This is a genomic window from Methylolobus aquaticus (assembly GCF_054172105.1).
The window spans coordinates 264,172-280,262 of the sequence record NZ_JBSYXP010000003.1; the positions used below are offsets into that span (position 1 = coordinate 264,172).

At 63.1% G+C, this 16,091-nt stretch carries 19 protein-coding genes; 11 read left to right on the plus strand and 8 right to left on the minus strand.

Going from position 1 to position 16,091, the window contains the following annotated elements; translation table 11 throughout:
* Nucleotides 1-438: 438 nt before the first annotated feature.
* From ACW73L_RS05600 to ACW73L_RS05620, 5 genes are read right to left on the minus strand one after another with little or no spacing between them, the layout of a single operon-like run.
* Complete coding sequence (locus tag ACW73L_RS05600; RefSeq protein WP_498920576.1) at nt 439-1,038, minus strand: PqiC family protein; 600 nt, start codon at nt 1,036-1,038, stop codon at nt 439-441.
* Between the two features lie 10 nt (nt 1,039-1,048).
* Nucleotides 1,049-2,071 (minus strand): MlaD family protein, encoded by a 1,023-nt coding sequence (locus tag ACW73L_RS05605; RefSeq protein WP_498920578.1) that lies wholly within the window; start codon nt 2,069-2,071, stop codon nt 1,049-1,051.
* Nucleotides 2,068-2,871, minus strand: coding sequence for an ABC transporter ATP-binding protein (locus ACW73L_RS05610; RefSeq protein WP_498920580.1), 804 nt, complete (start codon nt 2,869-2,871; stop codon nt 2,068-2,070). Before ACW73L_RS05610 ends, ACW73L_RS05605 begins: the two co-directional genes overlap by 4 nt.
* A 2-nt stretch (nt 2,872-2,873) precedes the next feature.
* Nucleotides 2,874-4,019: an ABC transporter permease gene (locus ACW73L_RS05615; protein ID WP_498920582.1), complete on the minus strand. Its 1,146-nt coding sequence runs from the start codon at nt 4,017-4,019 to the stop codon at nt 2,874-2,876.
* A 34-nt stretch (nt 4,020-4,053) separates the two neighbouring features.
* Complete coding sequence (locus tag ACW73L_RS05620; protein WP_498920584.1) at nt 4,054-4,605, minus strand: DUF4136 domain-containing protein; 552 nt, start codon at nt 4,603-4,605, stop codon at nt 4,054-4,056.
* Nucleotides 4,606-4,819: 214 nt separating this feature from the next.
* Between ACW73L_RS05620 and ACW73L_RS05625 the strand changes: the two genes are divergently transcribed.
* On the plus strand, nt 4,820-5,536 hold the full coding sequence (locus tag ACW73L_RS05625) for a DUF2490 domain-containing protein (protein ID WP_498920585.1): 717 nt from the start codon (nt 4,820-4,822) through the stop codon (nt 5,534-5,536).
* A 73-nt stretch (nt 5,537-5,609) separates the two neighbouring features.
* On the opposite strand, the gene ACW73L_RS05630 is transcribed toward ACW73L_RS05625, so the two are convergent.
* Complete coding sequence (locus ACW73L_RS05630; RefSeq protein ID WP_498920587.1) at nt 5,610-6,221, minus strand: metal-independent carbonic anhydrase family protein; 612 nt, start codon at nt 6,219-6,221, stop codon at nt 5,610-5,612.
* A 257-nt stretch (nt 6,222-6,478) separates the two neighbouring features.
* Here ACW73L_RS05630 and ACW73L_RS05635 point away from each other — a divergent pair, with 257 nt between their 5' ends.
* The 9 genes from ACW73L_RS05635 to ACW73L_RS05675 all read left to right on the plus strand — a co-directional run bounded on the left by ACW73L_RS05635 (nt 6,479) and on the right by ACW73L_RS05675 (nt 13,710).
* Nucleotides 6,479-7,048, plus strand: coding sequence for a lipid-binding SYLF domain-containing protein (locus ACW73L_RS05635; RefSeq protein ID WP_498920588.1), 570 nt, complete (start codon nt 6,479-6,481; stop codon nt 7,046-7,048).
* A gap of 358 nt (nt 7,049-7,406) precedes the next feature.
* On the plus strand, nt 7,407-8,270 hold the full coding sequence (locus ACW73L_RS05640) for an urease accessory protein UreD (protein ID WP_498920589.1): 864 nt from the start codon (nt 7,407-7,409) through the stop codon (nt 8,268-8,270).
* A gap of 14 nt (nt 8,271-8,284) precedes the next feature.
* Nucleotides 8,285-8,587 carry an urease subunit gamma gene (locus ACW73L_RS05645; RefSeq protein WP_129883893.1) on the plus strand — a complete coding sequence of 101 codons (303 nt, stop codon included), beginning with the start codon at nt 8,285-8,287 and terminating at the stop codon, nt 8,585-8,587.
* Between the two features lie 9 nt (nt 8,588-8,596).
* The gene (locus ACW73L_RS05650) at nt 8,597-8,914 is read left to right on the plus strand and encodes an urease subunit beta (protein WP_129883892.1); all 318 of its coding nucleotides are present in this window, start codon (nt 8,597-8,599) and stop codon (nt 8,912-8,914) included.
* Nucleotides 8,911-10,614: an urease subunit alpha gene (ureC, locus tag ACW73L_RS05655; RefSeq protein WP_498920592.1), complete on the plus strand. Its 1,704-nt coding sequence runs from the start codon at nt 8,911-8,913 to the stop codon at nt 10,612-10,614. Before ACW73L_RS05650 ends, ureC begins: the two co-directional genes overlap by 4 nt.
* A 2-nt stretch (nt 10,615-10,616) precedes the next feature.
* Nucleotides 10,617-11,051: an urease accessory protein UreE gene (gene ureE, locus ACW73L_RS05660; RefSeq protein WP_129883890.1), complete on the plus strand. Its 435-nt coding sequence runs from the start codon at nt 10,617-10,619 to the stop codon at nt 11,049-11,051.
* Nucleotides 11,041-11,715: an urease accessory protein UreF gene (locus ACW73L_RS05665; RefSeq protein ID WP_498920594.1), complete on the plus strand. Its 675-nt coding sequence runs from the start codon at nt 11,041-11,043 to the stop codon at nt 11,713-11,715. The genes ureE and ACW73L_RS05665 overlap by 11 nt, the downstream gene beginning before the upstream one ends.
* A gap of 10 nt (nt 11,716-11,725) precedes the next feature.
* Nucleotides 11,726-12,352: an urease accessory protein UreG gene (ureG, locus tag ACW73L_RS05670; RefSeq protein WP_129883888.1), complete on the plus strand. Its 627-nt coding sequence runs from the start codon at nt 11,726-11,728 to the stop codon at nt 12,350-12,352.
* 56 nt (nt 12,353-12,408) lie between these two features.
* Nucleotides 12,409-13,710 carry an outer membrane beta-barrel protein gene (locus ACW73L_RS05675; RefSeq protein WP_498920596.1) on the plus strand — a complete coding sequence of 434 codons (1,302 nt, stop codon included), beginning with the start codon at nt 12,409-12,411 and terminating at the stop codon, nt 13,708-13,710.
* A 110-nt stretch (nt 13,711-13,820) separates the two neighbouring features.
* Here the strand turns inward: ACW73L_RS05675 and ACW73L_RS05680 are convergent, their stop codons facing one another.
* Nucleotides 13,821-14,729 (minus strand): urea transporter, encoded by a 909-nt coding sequence (locus ACW73L_RS05680; protein ID WP_498920597.1) that lies wholly within the window; start codon nt 14,727-14,729, stop codon nt 13,821-13,823.
* A 319-nt stretch (nt 14,730-15,048) separates the two neighbouring features.
* On the opposite strand from ACW73L_RS05680, the gene ACW73L_RS05685 reads away from it, so the two are divergent.
* Nucleotides 15,049-15,402 (plus strand): hypothetical protein, encoded by a 354-nt coding sequence (locus ACW73L_RS05685; RefSeq protein ID WP_498920599.1) that lies wholly within the window; start codon nt 15,049-15,051, stop codon nt 15,400-15,402.
* 95 nt (nt 15,403-15,497) lie between these two features.
* On the opposite strand, the gene ACW73L_RS05690 is transcribed toward ACW73L_RS05685, so the two are convergent.
* Nucleotides 15,498-15,974: a DUF5658 family protein gene (locus ACW73L_RS05690; RefSeq protein WP_498920600.1), complete on the minus strand. Its 477-nt coding sequence runs from the start codon at nt 15,972-15,974 to the stop codon at nt 15,498-15,500.
* Between the last annotated feature and the right edge of the window lie 117 nt (nt 15,975-16,091).

Here is a 16,091-nt window from a genome sequence, read left to right on the forward strand (position 1 = left end):
TGCGGCAAGGTACCTGGCGACTCGGCCGCCGATTTTCCCTCGACCGTGATGACACTGCCTGCTGCACTCACCGAGAACCACGCTGGTTATGCTAGCGGTGAATACACCAGAAAATATATGGGGAAAAGCGCCGAGTCAAAAAGGCATAAGCCGCATAGAACTAGCCTTATGTAATAGGCCATAAGGAATAGAATATCAGGTGCCGAACGGTGGATTTCGCTCTGATCAGACTTAGCGTCGTTAGGAGGTGACGAAATTGCACGGTCGGGTATGGTTGCCGATATGCTCAGCGAGGTGTGCGAAGACGAATGGTGAGTGGCCGAGGAAATGGCCTAAAGGCGGAATTTCCCTTCGTTATAGGTGCAGGGATGCGGAGATCGCTGTCGCGAGCGCTTCGAACTTACCCACGAATCATCACGGGTACCGCGAGGATAGCCCTCAGGGGTGAATCGATCCACGGATGGCTTCCGCCATGGCACGATTGAGCTGACTCACACAACGGCTTTGCGCGGCAACCATCACTCCATAGTCCGTCGCCGAGGCCGGCAGTCGGCACGTGAAGGCGCGGCTTTCGCTCACGCCCTGTTTATCCCGTAGCGTCCACAACGCATTCAGTCGCGCCGTGCCGGTGGGATCGACGTATAGATCCTGGACGTCGATAGCTACCTGGAAGTCCGGTTTCGTGTCGCGCGGCCACGGATGCATCACGATCCGCTCGCTCGGGATCTGCCGCGACAGGTTCTCGGCGGAGACGCGCGCCAGCGTGACGTCCAGTCGCTCGGCCCAGCGGTGGTCATCGGACAGCTTGTACTCCTGGGGCGAAACAGCCGTCACGATAGGATCCCGGTCGAGGTAGGCCGGGATCCGGATCGGGCCGAGCCCGACCAGGGGTTCCGTTCCGAGCGGGGTGGCGCGCGATTGCCCGGCCTCGACTGCCGTCAGCATGTAGAACTGCGGCGGTGCGCTGTTGCGAAAACACCCGGTCAGGGCAGGGAGCGCGAGCGAAAACGCCAGCAGGTGAACGCGGCCAGTACTCATATCAACTCCGTCAGTTCGGTTTGCCGTAGATCAGCGAGTCGGGATGGCGCTCCAGCGTGTCGCTCAACTGGCGTATCGAGCGCGCGGCGTCGCGCAGTGCCGCCAGCGACTGCTGCAGCGTGGAATCGCTGCCGGTGGTATCGGCGACGTTCATGGCCGCATTCCGCGTTTCGTCAAGCACGACCGTGGCCTTGACCAGCGCCTGTTCAGCGGCCGCGAGCACGGGTTTCGTATCGCCACGCAGATCGGCCATCAGCCCGCCTGCGGCTTTGACGGCTACATTCGCCTCCTTGACCGTCTGGCCGACGTCCTTGATCAGCGGTGGCAATTGCCGGTTCAGATCCGCCAATAGCTTTTCCGATTCAAGCAGCGTGCGCGCCAGCGCCTCCCGCGACTGCGTGGTTTCCCTGGACGCCAAGATGGTGCGCATGTCGGTCAGCGTCGCATTGAGGTTCTGCACCAGCGTGTCGACGGGCAAGTCCTTGACCTTCTGTAGCGTTTGCTCCAGCGCGTTCTTGACCTCCTCGGTCGTGGTCGGGACGGACGGCACCTCGGGCAGGTCCTTGTAGTTGAGCCCCGTGAGCGTCGGCGCGGACGCACGGTAGAAGTTGAGGTCGACATACAGCAGCCCGGTCAGCAGACTCTGGGTTTCCAGGCGCGCCCGCAGACCCGCGTCGATCAGCGCCTTGAGCCGCTGATGACGTTCCTCGTCCGAAAGGGCGGGCTGAATCGGTTGTCCGGCGGGATTGACGATCGTCCCGGGGACGATGTCGAGCACGACCGGCTTCACGAGCTTTTTGTCCTTCATGTCCATCTGCAGCACGATGTCGGCGACCGTGCCGACCTGCACGCCTTGCACTTTCACCGGAGCGCCGATGTTCAGCCCGTTCAGCGAGGAGTCGAAGTAGACGACCCACTGCAGCTTGGGCTTGAAAAACTCTCCCCCGCCGAACACGAGCAAGGCGGCGATCAGCAGGCCCAGCCCGACCAGCAAAAAGCTGCCGATGGCCATGGGGTTGACGGGTTTGCTCACGGCGTGACTCCTGCGGCAAGGGCGGTGTCGGATCCGGACAGGTTTTCGGCGCTGCCGTCGTCCCGGGTCAGAAAGCGGATGACTTTCGGGTCCTTCGATTCCGCCAGCAGTTGCTTGGGCGGGCCGGCGGCGATCGCGGTCTTGGTCTCCGGGTCGAGAAAGACAGAGTTGGTGCCGATCGCGAAGATGCTGGGCAACTCGTGGGTCACCATGACGATCGTGGCGCCGAGGCTGTCTCGGAGGCTCTGGATCAGATCGTCGAGCAGCTTCGCGCTGATCGGGTCCAGGCCGGCGGAGGGTTCGTCGAAGTAAAGGATCTCCGGGTCCAGCGCCATCGCACGGGCGAGCCCGGCCCGCTTCTGCATGCCGCCGCTGATCTCCGACGGGTAGTAATCCTCGAAGCCCGCCAGGCCGACCAATGCCAGCTTGTAGGAGACGGCCCGGCGGATCTGCGTCCGGGACAGCGGGGTGAACTCTGCCAGCGGCAGCGCGATGTTCTCGGCCAGCGTCATCGAACTCAGCAGCGCCCCGCTCTGAAACAGCACGCCGATGCGCCGCATGATCTGCTGGCGCTCTTCCGCGTTCGTCTTCCAGAGATTGCGGCTGCCGTAGAGGATTTCGCCGCGGGCCGGCGGTTGCAGGCCGATCAGGTGCATCAGCAGTGTGCTTTTGCCGCAGCCGCTGCCGCCCATGATGATGAAGATGTCGCCGCGGTTGATCGTGAAATTCAGATCGCGCTGGATCAGGAAGTCGCCGTACGCCATCGTCAGCTGGTTGACGGTGATGATCGGTTCGCCCATCGTCAGATGCCCAGTCGGTCGCAAATCAGCGTGATGATCGAATCCGACACCACGATCAACACGATGCTGGTGACGACGGCGGAGGTGGCCGCGTCCCCGACCGCGGAGGCGCTGCGCCCGCACTGCATGCCGCGCATGCAGCCCGCGAGCGCGATCAGGATGCCGAACACCGTGCATTTCGCGAGGCCCACGGCCAGATCTGTCAGATGCGCGGCCTCCTGGGTGCGATTGAGGTACTGCGTCACGGAGACGTCGAAGAAGCCGATCGTGATCATGCCGCCGCCGATGATGCCGAGCAGATTCGCGTACAGGCACAGCACCGGCATCACCAGGATCAGGGCGAGCATGCGCGGGAGGACCAGGAACTCCAGCGGGGCGAAGCCCATCACGCGCAGCGCCGAGATTTCCTGGTTCACGTTCATCGTGCCGAGTTGGGCCGCGAAGGCGGCTCCGGTGCGACCGGCCATGATGATGGCGGTCATCAGCGCGCCCATTTCCCGCAGCATCCCCAGCGCCACCAGATCGGCGATGTAGATCTGGGCACCGAACAAGGCCAGCTGCACCGCACCGACGAAGGCGAGGATCAGCCCGACCAGCAGGCTGATGAGTGTCACGATGGGAACGGCCGACGGCCCGCATTCCTGGATGTTCAGCCACAGGTCGATCTTGCGGAACCGGGCCCGGCCGACCGCCAGCGCCGCGAACGACAGCGCGGCTTCGCCGAGGAAGCGCGTGAAGGCTTTCGCATCGTCACGAATGCGCAGTGCGCTGCTCCCGAGGTCCGCCAGCCATGCCGTCCGGACTGTGCCGCGGCGCGCTCCGGCGCGCTCCGGCACGGCATAGGCCAGATCCAGCAAGGCCCGAATGCCTTCGGGCAGTTGGCTGCCGTCCACCTCGATGCCCTGCTCGCGGCAATGATCGACTATGGCCAGCAGGAAGATCATCAGCACGCTGTCCCAGCGCCCCAGATCCGCTGCGGTCAGACGCACGCAACGTAGGCCGGGCGGCTGGTCGAACTCTGCCAGCACCGCACTGGGATCGGTCTCCGCCGCGTTGGCGGCATCCCAGTCCCCGGACAGCGCCAGTTCAAGGTCCGTGCTGCCCGATCTCGCGATGCGCCAGCGTGGCGTCGCCATCGTGTCCTTCATGTAGCGGACGTCATCCGGGCGGAGTCACTCGCGGTTAGTTCAGGCCAGCCGCCGTGCTCCCGGGAGGAAATTGCGCAAACATCTTCTGAACGCCTTCGCCGAGGGAGCGCTGCAGTGCCGCGGGATCGTTGGAGATGATGTCGGAGGCCGTGCCACGCCAGATGGCGTTTCGAGACTGCACGTCATAGATGTCGACAATCAGTGTGCCGACCGTGTAGGTCACGACCCGCGACGTCGTCATGACCGGTCCGCCCCAGCCCCAACCATGCCAGCCCGGTCCCCAGTTGTTGTGGTGGGTTTCCACACGCTGCCGGTCCTGGGTCGTCGTGCTGGCTGCCAGTACGGTCTGTGCCTGCTGCACCGGCACTTTGCGCCAACCCCTCGCGAACAGTTGCCCATCCACCGCGGTGACGATGCGGCCGTTCAGCAACGAGTTCCCCGAGTCCGGCAGCCGCTTCCAGGCATAGGTGTTGAACCGGGAGAAGTTCACGGCGCGGTCGTAGTCCGTTCGCACCTCGACCCGGGCGCATCCGCCAAGCAGCAGCACAAAGGACAGCAGATGGCAGGCATTCCAGACATTGCGCATGGGTGTGACTCCTTCAGGTATACGGGACGCAGATAGACAGGGCGAAACGGCTAGATTGTCGCATCGTTTGGCGGCTTCGCGGCAACGGCCGTGACGGGGTGACAACACCGGGGTCGGTCTTTATGCTGTTTGCACCGGGAGTGTGCGTCGCTACGTAAAACTTCCGATCGCCGCGTTTCCATCCCAGACCTGCCTGCGGGCCCGCCTTGAGCCGATGTTGTATCGAATCCACTGGTTCCGTCCATGGCGCTTGACGCTCTGCTGTCTGCTGCTGCTGCAGATGCCGGCGGCCGCCGCCCCGCAGTTCCGCGAAGACTTCCAGACGTGGACGAACATCACCGCCAACGGCAGCTTCGGACTGGTCGACCCGTCTATCTCGCGCTTCCGCTTTTGGCTCGAGGGGCAGGGTCGCTTTGGTAACGACAGCACGACGCTGAGCCAGGGTATCTTGCGACCGGGTCTCGGGTATGCGCTGAGCGACACCGCGAGTCTTTGGCTCGGTTATGCCGTGATTCCGACGATGGAACCTTTCAGCAGCGTGGACTTCAACGAAAACCGGATCTGGCAGCAACTGCTGTGGACGCCGAGTACGCCCTTCGGGCCCATTACGAGCCGAACCCGTTTCGAGCAGCGGTTTACTCGGGCGCCGGATGTCTCGTACCGATTCCGACAGATGGTCCGGATGGCGTATCCGCTGGATTTTGCACCCGGATTCATGCTGGTCGGTTGGGAGGAACTGTTTCTGAACGTTAACTCCACCGGTGCGATCACGGCCGGGTTCGACCAGAACCGGGTGTTTGCCGGCATCGGTTACGCCGTCGATGAGAACATCAGGGCCGAGGTCGGCTATATGAACCAGTACATCTATCGCGACACCACCGAGGATTTGATGACCCATGTCTTGTCGCTGGGGCTGTTCCTGAACTACTAGCACGCGCCAGGGCCTTCTGCAACTCGTCCAAGCCCGGCCGGCAATGCACGCCGACCGGGTCGAACGCAGCGGCTTACTTCGCTGGCTGGAACGGCAGGGCAGATTTGTGCACGACGATGCGCAGCTTGCCGTCGGCACCGCGTTTGAACGCGAAGAACTTGTCGACGACCGTTTCGCCGCCCTTGGCATCAGTCAGGAACACGTTCCCCATCGTGGCCGCGAAATCCCCGTCGATCAGCACGCCGTCGCCGCCGCCCGAATTCGTGTAGCGGCACGCGACCCAAGGCTTCAACGCAAACCCGGTGTCATCCGGATATTTTGGGTTCCCGCCGATGAAGTAGGCTGCGGCGCCTTCCTTGGTCAGACGGAACGTCTGATCGCCGAAGGTCAGCGTGGGCTTGAACAGCACCATGCCGTAGTCGTAGTTGTATTGATTAGTCAGCACAGCCGTGGCAACGGTCTTGTAGTCCCCGCCGGCCGCGTAGGTCTTGGCGATATTGACCAGCGAATCGCACCAGGCCTGCTGGGCGTCGTTGACCTGCTGGACGGTCAGCGGCGAGCGGGCGGCTACCGGAGCCGGTGCCGGTGCGGTGATCGTCGGTTTGGTCCCCGGAGCGCTGCAGCCGGCGAGCACCGCGCTGCAGATCCCCGGAGCAATCCAGCCAATGAGACGGCGTTTATTCATGGTCCTGTATTCCTTTTGATGTCGGTTTTCGCAAAACGGTGTGGCCTCGGCCGGAGGATGATGCTCTTGCGACCTATCACGGTCAAGTGACGGGCAGGTATTCGGTCGGACCTTGCGAAAAGCGGTACGCGCCGGTGCGTTCGGGCGCTCATGCCGGAGGCAGCCCCGGTGCCTGACGATGCAGCGGGCACGGGCCTTCCCTCGCAGGTCCCGGATCCGTACACTCCGGTTTCCCGCTTTTCAACCGGAACCCGACCATGCGCCTCTATCGAATGCTTGCGTGTATCCTGGCACTGACGGGCCTGCTCCTGCTGAGCGGCTGCCAGTCGCTCGTGACCGGTCGAAGCGGGCCGGAAGCCGCTGCCGAAATCGATCGAAGCGTGGACGCGGCGTTGCAGCGTCTTTACGCGACGACACCCAAGGCCAGAGAACTGGCGAAGCGTGCCAGCGGCATCCTCGTCTTTCCCGGCGTCGTCAGGGCCGGATTCATCGGGGGCGCGAAATTCGGTACCGGAGCGCTGCGCGAGCGGGGCCGAACTTCGGGGTACTACAACGTCGTGGCGGGTTCGTATGGACTGCAGGCCGGCGTGCAGTCCTACGATTACGCGATGTTCTTCATGACTCCGAAAGCCTTGGACTACCTCAAGGAAAGCCAGGGCTGGGAGGTCGGCTCGGGCCCCACGCTGGTGGTGGTGGACAGCGGTGTGGCGAACGCAATGACGACGACGACGCTCAGAAGCGACGTCTATGCCTTCATCTCATCCCAAAAGGGTTTGATGGCCGGCCTGGGCCTGCAAGGGTCCAAGATTACCCGCTTCGAACCCTGACATTGGCGGCTTGCGCTGCAGAGAGGTGCCGTTCGTAAAGTGTCTTCGACGCTCGCGCCGGACCTCCCGCTGACTCCCGACATCGCAGGGCTACCCTGCCCGATCAGGGCTGATTGCATCACAACCTCACCAACACGAATGTTGTTACCCGAAACATGCGTGTGCTAGGCTCGTCACTCTTCTCCAAAGGCTCGCCAACTCGGGAATCGTGGTGTCCTGTTTCGCTTTGCTCGAAACTGCACTTTGCAGCCGCAAATACACGGCATGGAATGCGTCGGAATGAGAAATCCACGAGTCGCGCGGTCCCATCTCGCCAGTCATCCCGTTCTGGCCTCGGCAGCCCGGTTGGTCGGCGGCCATGTTCGTTGATTCGCAAGGCCGTGGCACCCTGACCGGCACCGCCCCGTCGGCAGCGGCTGCCGAAGGGTGGAACGCCGAGTTGGGGCTTTGCTTCGCTCCCGGCAACGGCAAGACCGTGATCGCGCGGCGACGGCATGTCGGCCCCCTGGTCGTGCAACGGCCTTTTTATCCCGAAGGTCCCATCTGTCATGTCTACCTGCTGCATCCGCCGGGTGGTGTGGTCGCCGGCGATACCTTGGGCATCGAGCTCGCCGCGGCGCACGGCAGTGCGGCACTGGTGACCACGCCCGCCGCCGGCAAGTTTTACCGCAGCGCCGGTGGTCTCGCACGCCAGTCGGTTGCGCTTCGGGTGGCGAGCGGCGCGTCGCTGGAGTGGCTGCCGCAAGAGACCATCTTCTACCAAGGCGCACGTGTCAGCGCCCGCGTTGCGATCGAACTGGAGGCCGGCGCCCGCTTTCTCGGCTGGGACGTCGCGGTTCTGGGGCGGCCTGCCGCGGGCGAGGGTTTTTCGGCCGGTGAAGTCGGGCTCGAATTGCGCATCACGCAAGCGGCCGAGCCCCGCTATCTCGAACGAACGCTGTTGAACCCGGAAGCCTATGCCGCCCCATGGGGCCTCGGAGGCCGTTCGGCGTTCGGGACGCTGTTCGCGACACCGAGCACCGCAGCGCATCTCGAAGCCGTCCGTGAACTGATCGGCGATCAACCCGAGCGCGGCGTGACCCGAATCGGCGACCTGTTGATCTGCCGGGGGCGCGACATGAGGGCCGATCGCCTGCGAACTTTTTTTCAGCAGGTGTGGGCTCGAGTGCGCGAGGACGTGATCGGGCACAAGGCCTGTGCACCGCGGATTTGGGCAACCTGAACGGAGGAGAAAGCATGCAACTGACACCACGCGAGAAAGACAAGCTGTTGATCTTCACTGCCGCATTGTTGGCGGAGCGGCGCAAGGCCCGTGGTCTCAAGCTCAATCATCCGGAAGCCGTGGCCTATATCTCGGCCGCCATTCTGGAAGGGGCCCGCGACGGGCGCACGGTCGCCGAGTTGATGGACTACGGCAGGACGCTGTTGACTCGGGACGACGTGATGGACGGCATCAGCGAGTTGATACCGGACGTACAGGTCGAAGCCACGTTTCCCGACGGGACCAAACTGGTCACCGTCCATGACCCGATCCAGTAGGAGGCCCCCATGATTCCCGGAGAAGTCATCACTGCGGACGGCGAGATCGAGATCAACGCCGGCTGCGAAACCATCACCCTGCTCGTCGCGAACACCGGCGACCGCCCGGTGCAGGTGGGTTCCCACTACCATTTCTTCGAAACCAACCCGGGGCTGCGCTTCGATCGCGCGCTGGCGCGCGGCTACCGGCTGGACATCCCCGCCGGTACCGCGGTGCGCTTCGAACCCGGCCAGGAAAGGGAAGTGCATCTGGTCCCATTCGCCGGTCGGCGCATCGTTTATGGCTTCCGCCAGGACGTCATGGGACCGCTGGAGGTCGCCCCATGAGCAAGATGAGCCGGCAGGCTTATGCCGACATGTTCGGACCGACGACCGGCGATCGCGTGCGCCTCGCGGACAGCGAACTGTTCATCGAAGTCGAAGCGGATCTGACGATTTACGGCGAGGAAGTGAAATTCGGCGGCGGCAAGGTGATCCGCGACGGCATGGGGCAGGGTCAGGCCGATTCGCTGACCGCCATGGACCTGGTGATCACGAACGCGCTGATCGTCGACTATGGCGGCATCATCAAGGCGGATGTCGGGATCAAGAACGGCCGTATTGTTGGTATCGGCAAATCGGGCAATCCGGATGTCCAGAACGGCGTCGACATCGTCATCGGGCCCGGCACCGAGATCATCGCCGGCGAAGGCCAGATTCTGACTGCCGGCGGTATCGACACCCACATCCATTACATCTGTCCGCAGCAGATCGAGGAAGCGCTGTGTTCCGGGGTCACGACCTTCATCGGTGGCGGCACCGGGCCGACGGCGGGAACCAGTGCCACGACCTGCACGCCGGGCCCGTGGCACATCCACCGCATGTTGCAGGCGCTCGATGGCTTTCCGATGAACTTCGGGATACTCGGCAAGGGGAATGCCAGCTTGCCGGCCGGACTCGAAGAACAGATCCGGGCCGGCGCGATCGGCCTGAAGCTCCACGAAGACTGGGGTACGACGCCGGCTGCCATCGATTGCTGCCTCTCGGTGGCCGATCGTTACGATGTACAGGTCGCCATCCATACCGACACCCTGAACGAATCCGGCTTCGTCGAGGATACGTTTGCGGCGTTCAAGGGTCGGACGATCCACAGCTTCCACACGGAAGGGGCTGGCGGCGGTCATGCGCCGGACATCATCACCGCCTGCGGCTTGCCGAACGTACTGCCGGCGTCTACCAATCCGACGCGTCCCTATACGATCAACACCGCGGACGAGCATCTGGACATGCTGATGGTGTGCCACCATCTCGATCCATCGATCGCGGAAGACGTCGCCTTTGCCGAATCGCGCATCCGGCGCGAAACCATCGCCGCAGAAGACATTCTGCACGACCTCGGCGCCTTCTCGATCGTGTCTTCGGATTCCCAGGCCATGGGCCGCGTGGGCGAAGTCATCACCCGCACCTGGCAGGCGGCGCACAAGATGAAGGTGCAAAGAGGCGCGTTGAAGGAGGACTCGGCCCGCAACGATAACTTTCGCGTCAAGCGGTATGTCGCGAAGTACACGATCAATCCGGCACTCAGCCACGGCATCGCGCATGAAGTTGGTTCGATAGAGCCCGGCAAACTCGCGGACCTGGTCCTGTGGCGTCCGGCGTTCTTTGGCGTCAAACCCAGCCTGATCATCAAGGGCGGCCTGGTCGCGGCGGCCCCGATGGGCGATATCAATGCGTCCATCCCGACCCCGCAGCCGGTGCATTACCGCCCCATGTGGGGCGCTTTCGGTGGAGCCACCGCGGCCACATCGCTGATCTTCCTGCCGGGTGCTGCGATCGATGCGGGCATACCGTCCGCGCTGGCCCTGCGCAAGGGCGTGGGCCTCGTACGCGGCACGCGCACCGTCAGTAAGAAGGACCTGATCCACAACAGCTACACGCCGAAAATGGAGGTCGATCCGCAGACCTACGAGGTCCGCGCCGACGGCGTCTTGTTGACCTGTGATCCGGCCGACGTGCTGCCGCTGGCTCAGCGCTACTTCCTGTTCTGATCATGTTGCAGCTCAACGGTGTGGCAGAGGCCGGCGCGTCGCATGATGACACGCTGACACTGCCCTTCGAAACGCGCCGCAAGAGCCGCTTTTCCGCTGTCACCGACGGCGGGAAAGCGGTGGGAGTTTTCCTGCTGACGCGCGGTCAGTGTCTGCGCTCGGGCATGGTATTGACCAGCCAGGAGGGCATCAAGGTGCGGGTGCAGGCCGCGGAGGAACCGCTTTCGGTCGTGCGCTCGGACGACGCTCTGCTGATGGCTCGGGCCTGCTATCACCTGGGTAACCGGCACCTCTCGCTGCAGATCCTGGAGGGCGAGTTGCGTTACCTCGCCGATCATGTGCTGGATCACATGGTCGAGGGGCTGGGGCTGCGCGTCGAGCATCGCTCGCTGCCGTTCGAGCCGGAAGCGGGCGCTTATCAAGGTCATGATCACTGATCTCGCCCTGTTGCGCTTGCTGCAACTGGTCAGTCCCGGGTTGCCGATCGGCATGTACAGCTATTCCCAGGGCTTGGAGCGGGCGATCGATGACGGCTGGGTGACGAATGAGGAAGAAACCGGCCGCTGGATTGGTGGCATCCTCGAGCGCTGTCAGTCACGCGTCGACCTGCCCATCGTTGCGCGCCTGCACGACGCCTGGGCCTGTGACGATAGCGATGCCGTCGAGCACTGGACACGGACCCTGATCGCGCATCGGGAAACGGCCGAGTTGCGGGAGGAGGACCGGCAGACGGGTCAGGCGTTGGCGCGCTTGTCCGAATCGCTGGGTTTGGCTGAATCACAAGTCTGGTCTCGAAAGCCGGAGGCGACCCTGGCAACCCTGTTCGCCATGGCGGCGGTCCAATGGGGCGTCCCGAAACGGGAAACGCTGATGGGCTATCTGTGGAGTTGGCTGGAAAACCAGGTGCTCTGCGCGGTCAAGCTGGTCCCGCTCGGGCAGGTCGCGGGTCAGCGCCTGCTGCGCGATCTGGCTGACCAACTGCCGGCCCGAGTGGATGAAGCCCTGGCGCTGACCGATGACCAGATCGGCGGCAGCGTCTTCGCGTTCGCGCTGGCGAGCAGCCGGCACGAGATGCAGTACTCCCGATTATTCCGTTCATAAGAGGTCAACGATGGGTAAGCAGGTACTTCGACTCGGCATCGGCGGTCCGGTGGGTTCCGGCAAAACCGCTCTGGTGGATGCGCTCTGCAAGCGCATGCGTGAACGGTTCGACATCGCCGTGGTCACGAACGATATCTACACGCGCGAGGACCAGCAGTTCCTGATTCGCAGCCAGGCGTTGCCAGAGGACCGCATCCTCGGCGTCGAGACCGGCGGTTGTCCCCACACGGCGATCCGCGAGGATGCGTCGATGAACCTGGCGGCGGTCGACGAGTTGTGCGAACGCTGGAAGGATCTGGATTTCGTGATGGTCGAGAGCGGCGGCGACAACCTTAGTGCGACCTTCAGTCCCGAACTGTCCGACCTGACCATCTACGTCATCGACGTCGCCGCCGGCGACAAAATCCCGCGCAAGGGTGGGCCGGGGATCACGCGCTCCGACTTGCTGGTGATCAACAAGATCGACCTGGCGCCTTATGTCGGTGCCTCGCTCGAAGTGATGGATCGTGATGCCCGGAAGATGCGGGGCGACCGTCCGTTCGTGTTCTCGAATTTGAAGACGGGTGAGGGACTTGCGGCGATCGAGGACTTCATCATCACGAAAGGCATGTTGCAGCCACACGGCGCGGCGTCATAACGGCCGGGCGTCACAGCGCCGCGCCTCGGATCATTGCGGAGGGGGGTGTACGCACAATGAAACGAAGGATTCTTGGCGCCTGCTGGGTGATCGCATCGGGTGCCGTCGCAGCTCAGGACATTGCCCCACGAGCGGCCGACAATGGCGCTCATGCCGCGCCCTACACTGCCGGATCAGGACTGGAATCGCACTCGCTGCCCGGTGAATGGATCGAAGATATCGATGACGCGGAATCTGACCGGCTCGGGCCCACGCCGGTCGATGACGTGAAAGTGCTGATGGACGGCTTTCGCCTGGGCAAGCTGTTCGGCGATACCGGCATCCGCTCGTTCGGCTGGATCGAAAGCGGCTACACGGGCACGACCAGCGGTGGCGGGCTATTGAACGTGCAGCCGCGACAAAATCGCTTCGGCGATGCCGTGTTGCTGAATCAGATCGGTTTCGTGCTGCAGAAGCCGCTCCGTCAGGACCAGTTCGACGTGGGCTTCAACGTCCGCTACTTCATGGGTGCCGATGCCGCGCTGGGCCAGCCCAAGGGCGGCATTGACAACCCGCCGGGAAATCCTCGCTTCGGTTACGATTTCCGCGACTTGTACGTGTCCGCGCACTTGCCGGTGCTGACCGAAGGCGGCATGGACATCAAGGTCGGCCGCATGAATACCATCATCGGCTACAACGGCTTCCTGGCCCCGTACCGCCCCTTTTATTCCAGCGACTACCAGTTTTTCTATTCGCAGGACGGGGCGTTCACGGGCTTCCTGACGAACCTGCACGTCAGTCGGCAACTCGAGGTCTGGAACGGCATGACCTTTGGTGCCAATACCTTCTTCAGCAAGCGCAGCGCGAACTCGATCTGCTACATCGGCCAGGTGAACTACTGGCTGACCGAGGAAAACCGCACGCGGCTAACCGGCTCGCTGCATGCCGGCGAAAACGCGATTTTCGCCGCGCCCGGCATGGCCGGTGACTTCGATACCGTCGTGGAGCTGCGCGTCCAGCACAACTGGAGCGAACGGTTCACGCAGGTCGTGCAATCGAACATGGGCTGGGACGCCAACACACCAGTCGGCACCGGTTCCTGGTACGGTCTCTACACCATCGGCATCCTGCATCTGATACCGACCCTGGATTTGCAGGCCCGCGCCGACTATTTCGCCGACATCAAGGGTACGCGGACCGGCATCGACACGCAGTACGGCGCGCTGACGCTGGGCGTCAACTGGCATCCGGTGAAGTATCTGGAGATCCGCCCCGAGATTCGCGGCGACTTCGCCGGGGATCGTGCGTTCGGCGGCAATGGCGAAGCGCGCTACCAGAATCAATTGACCGGTGTGGTCAGCGCCCTGATCAAGTTCTGAACCGCCTCGAAGATAAGGTCAGGCAAAGCGCCCAGGACTCTCCGGAAACTTCGAACCAGAGCCGTCCCGGCTTGGTTTCAGTCCATCCCTGTATCGCGGGAAGCGCTGCCCTATCGGCCCGTCCGGAACAGCCGGGATTCAAGGGCTCCTAGCGCGAGCACCAGCCACGTCGTCAGCACGAAGGGTAGCGTCAGCGCGGGCAAGCCAAGCAGCGGCACGTATTCGGTGATCGGGATGCACAGCATGATTCCCAGCAGCGGTGCGATCAACGACGGACGCCACAGGAACAGCGCCAACGCAGTCAGGGGCGCGTTGTAGCCGTATAGGCCGAGAGCGATGCCCTCGGTCGGCGCGTTGTGGAACACCGCCCCCAGCACGCTCAGCATTGATGCCGTCAGGACCCAAACCGCGTGGCGCCAGTCGCTCACGGCAATCCCGAGCAGGAAGAGTAAACCGGTGCCGGCATTCGCCTGGAACTTCACCTGTCCGACACCGCGAACGATCGCGGCGAGCAGGGAATCGGCCTTCGGACCAGCCACATTCTCGACCTGCGGCAGATCGAGAGCGACCCCCAGATAGAACAGCGCCCACGTCGTCACGATGAAGGCCAGGGTGTAGGTCGGAAACGGAAGCTGACGCTGCAGCAGGCGCGCCAGCAGAGTGGTGGCGACGCAGCCCAGGACCATCAATACGAGGCTCGCTGGTCCCAGTTCGAAAAAGAACAGAGTGGACAGCCCGACCAGGGCGGCATTGAAACCGTAGACGCCGGCCTGCAATGCGTCCCGGTCGAAACCCATGGCTTTGGCTGTGACCGCCCCGATGGCCGACCCGGCGACGGCGGCAACCGCCATCGGTGGCGAACTCAGGGCGATCCCTGCCGTAAACAACGCGCCCGTAGCGGCGTTCTCCTGAAAGAAGACCTGCCCCACTCCGCGAAACACTGTCTTTACTGCCGAGATAACATTGACCATGTCTGCCCCCGCGGCTTGTTGCGCTGCACCATCGATCCTGCTCGTCATCGAGCGATCCGCGACGGTCACAATTTTGAAAAAAGGCTAATTGAGACAATATTTTGTGTGAATGCGACAAAAGCTGTCAATGTGAGGCGTTCGTCGACCGTCCCGATCCGCGGATAAGTGCCGGCAGGATCACCCGGCGGATGGGGTGTCAATGCCCGTATCTACGACTTCGGCAGTACGCTCGACGGGTTCCAGGCCGTTCGTTGTCGTTTGCTTCGGCGTTGACGCTCGGGTACAGTTCTGGTCGTATGGCAGCCGCGAGGACCGCCGCGTTCTTGTGCCGCATCCCGATAGTCTGACCCGAGAAGGAAACGATTCTATGAAAGTGATCCTGATACCGGCCCTGATACTGGCAGCCTTGGTGAGTGCCGGTTGCGCGACGAAGACCAATCCCTCGCAGGATTGGGCTGCCGCAGCCGAAAATGCCGACTCCGCCGCCGGCCACGAAGCGTTGGCTAAACACTTCGACGAGATTGCCGCAACAGAGGAAGCTAACGCCGAAGAGCAGCGGCGTGCCCTGGCCGACTATCAAGCCCGTCCTCATCGTTACGGCCGTCGCATCAAGGACTTGCGCGCGCGTTCGGGCGCAATGCTGCGGGATTTCGAAGCGGGCGCAGCGGATGCCAAGGCGATGGCTGAACTTCACCGTCAGATCGCAGCCGAAATGCACTGATCCTGCCGTTAAGCGCATACCCGCCAAACGCCGGCTCGGGGCAACCCGGGCCGGCGTTGTCGTATCCGGATGATGGAGTGGATACCGTCTTGGTCCTACGATTCCATCACGCCGAACAGTGCCAACTCGTATCCGACGAGTGCGCCATAGATGCCCAGAAAGCCGACGAAGATCCACTTCACCCGGAAGCGTGGATGTAGTACCGGGAAATTCTTGTGGATCATAAGCATACCGACCGATGGTACGGTCAGCAGATACTTCGTCAGCAGGAAGGTGGAAACGCCCAGAGAGAGCGCATAGGCCATCACCGGATTTTCTTCGGTAGCCCCGCCGCCCAGCAACCGGAGCGTGAGCAGGCCGTCGAGCAGCGTCAGCACCAACAGCGCCGCCGCGGCCCAAAGGGTTTTTGTGCCGGGGTGATCGACGTAATAACCGCCGCAGGCATCGGCGGCCCGCCGGACGTGCCGCCGGCGCCCACGAAACCAATAGCGGCTGATCGCGGGTGTTGGACGTCGTCGCCTGTCGGCGAGCGCCGTTCGTTGCCATTCGAGCCCTTCGGATTCGCTAGTCACTTGCGCTGCTCCTGCCGGACCGGATAACCCTCAGAGGGTCGGGGCCACGGCGTTCGGGATGGGGGGCGATTGCGAAACACGCCCTTACTCTGCCATATCCAGATCGGCGTGCCCAGA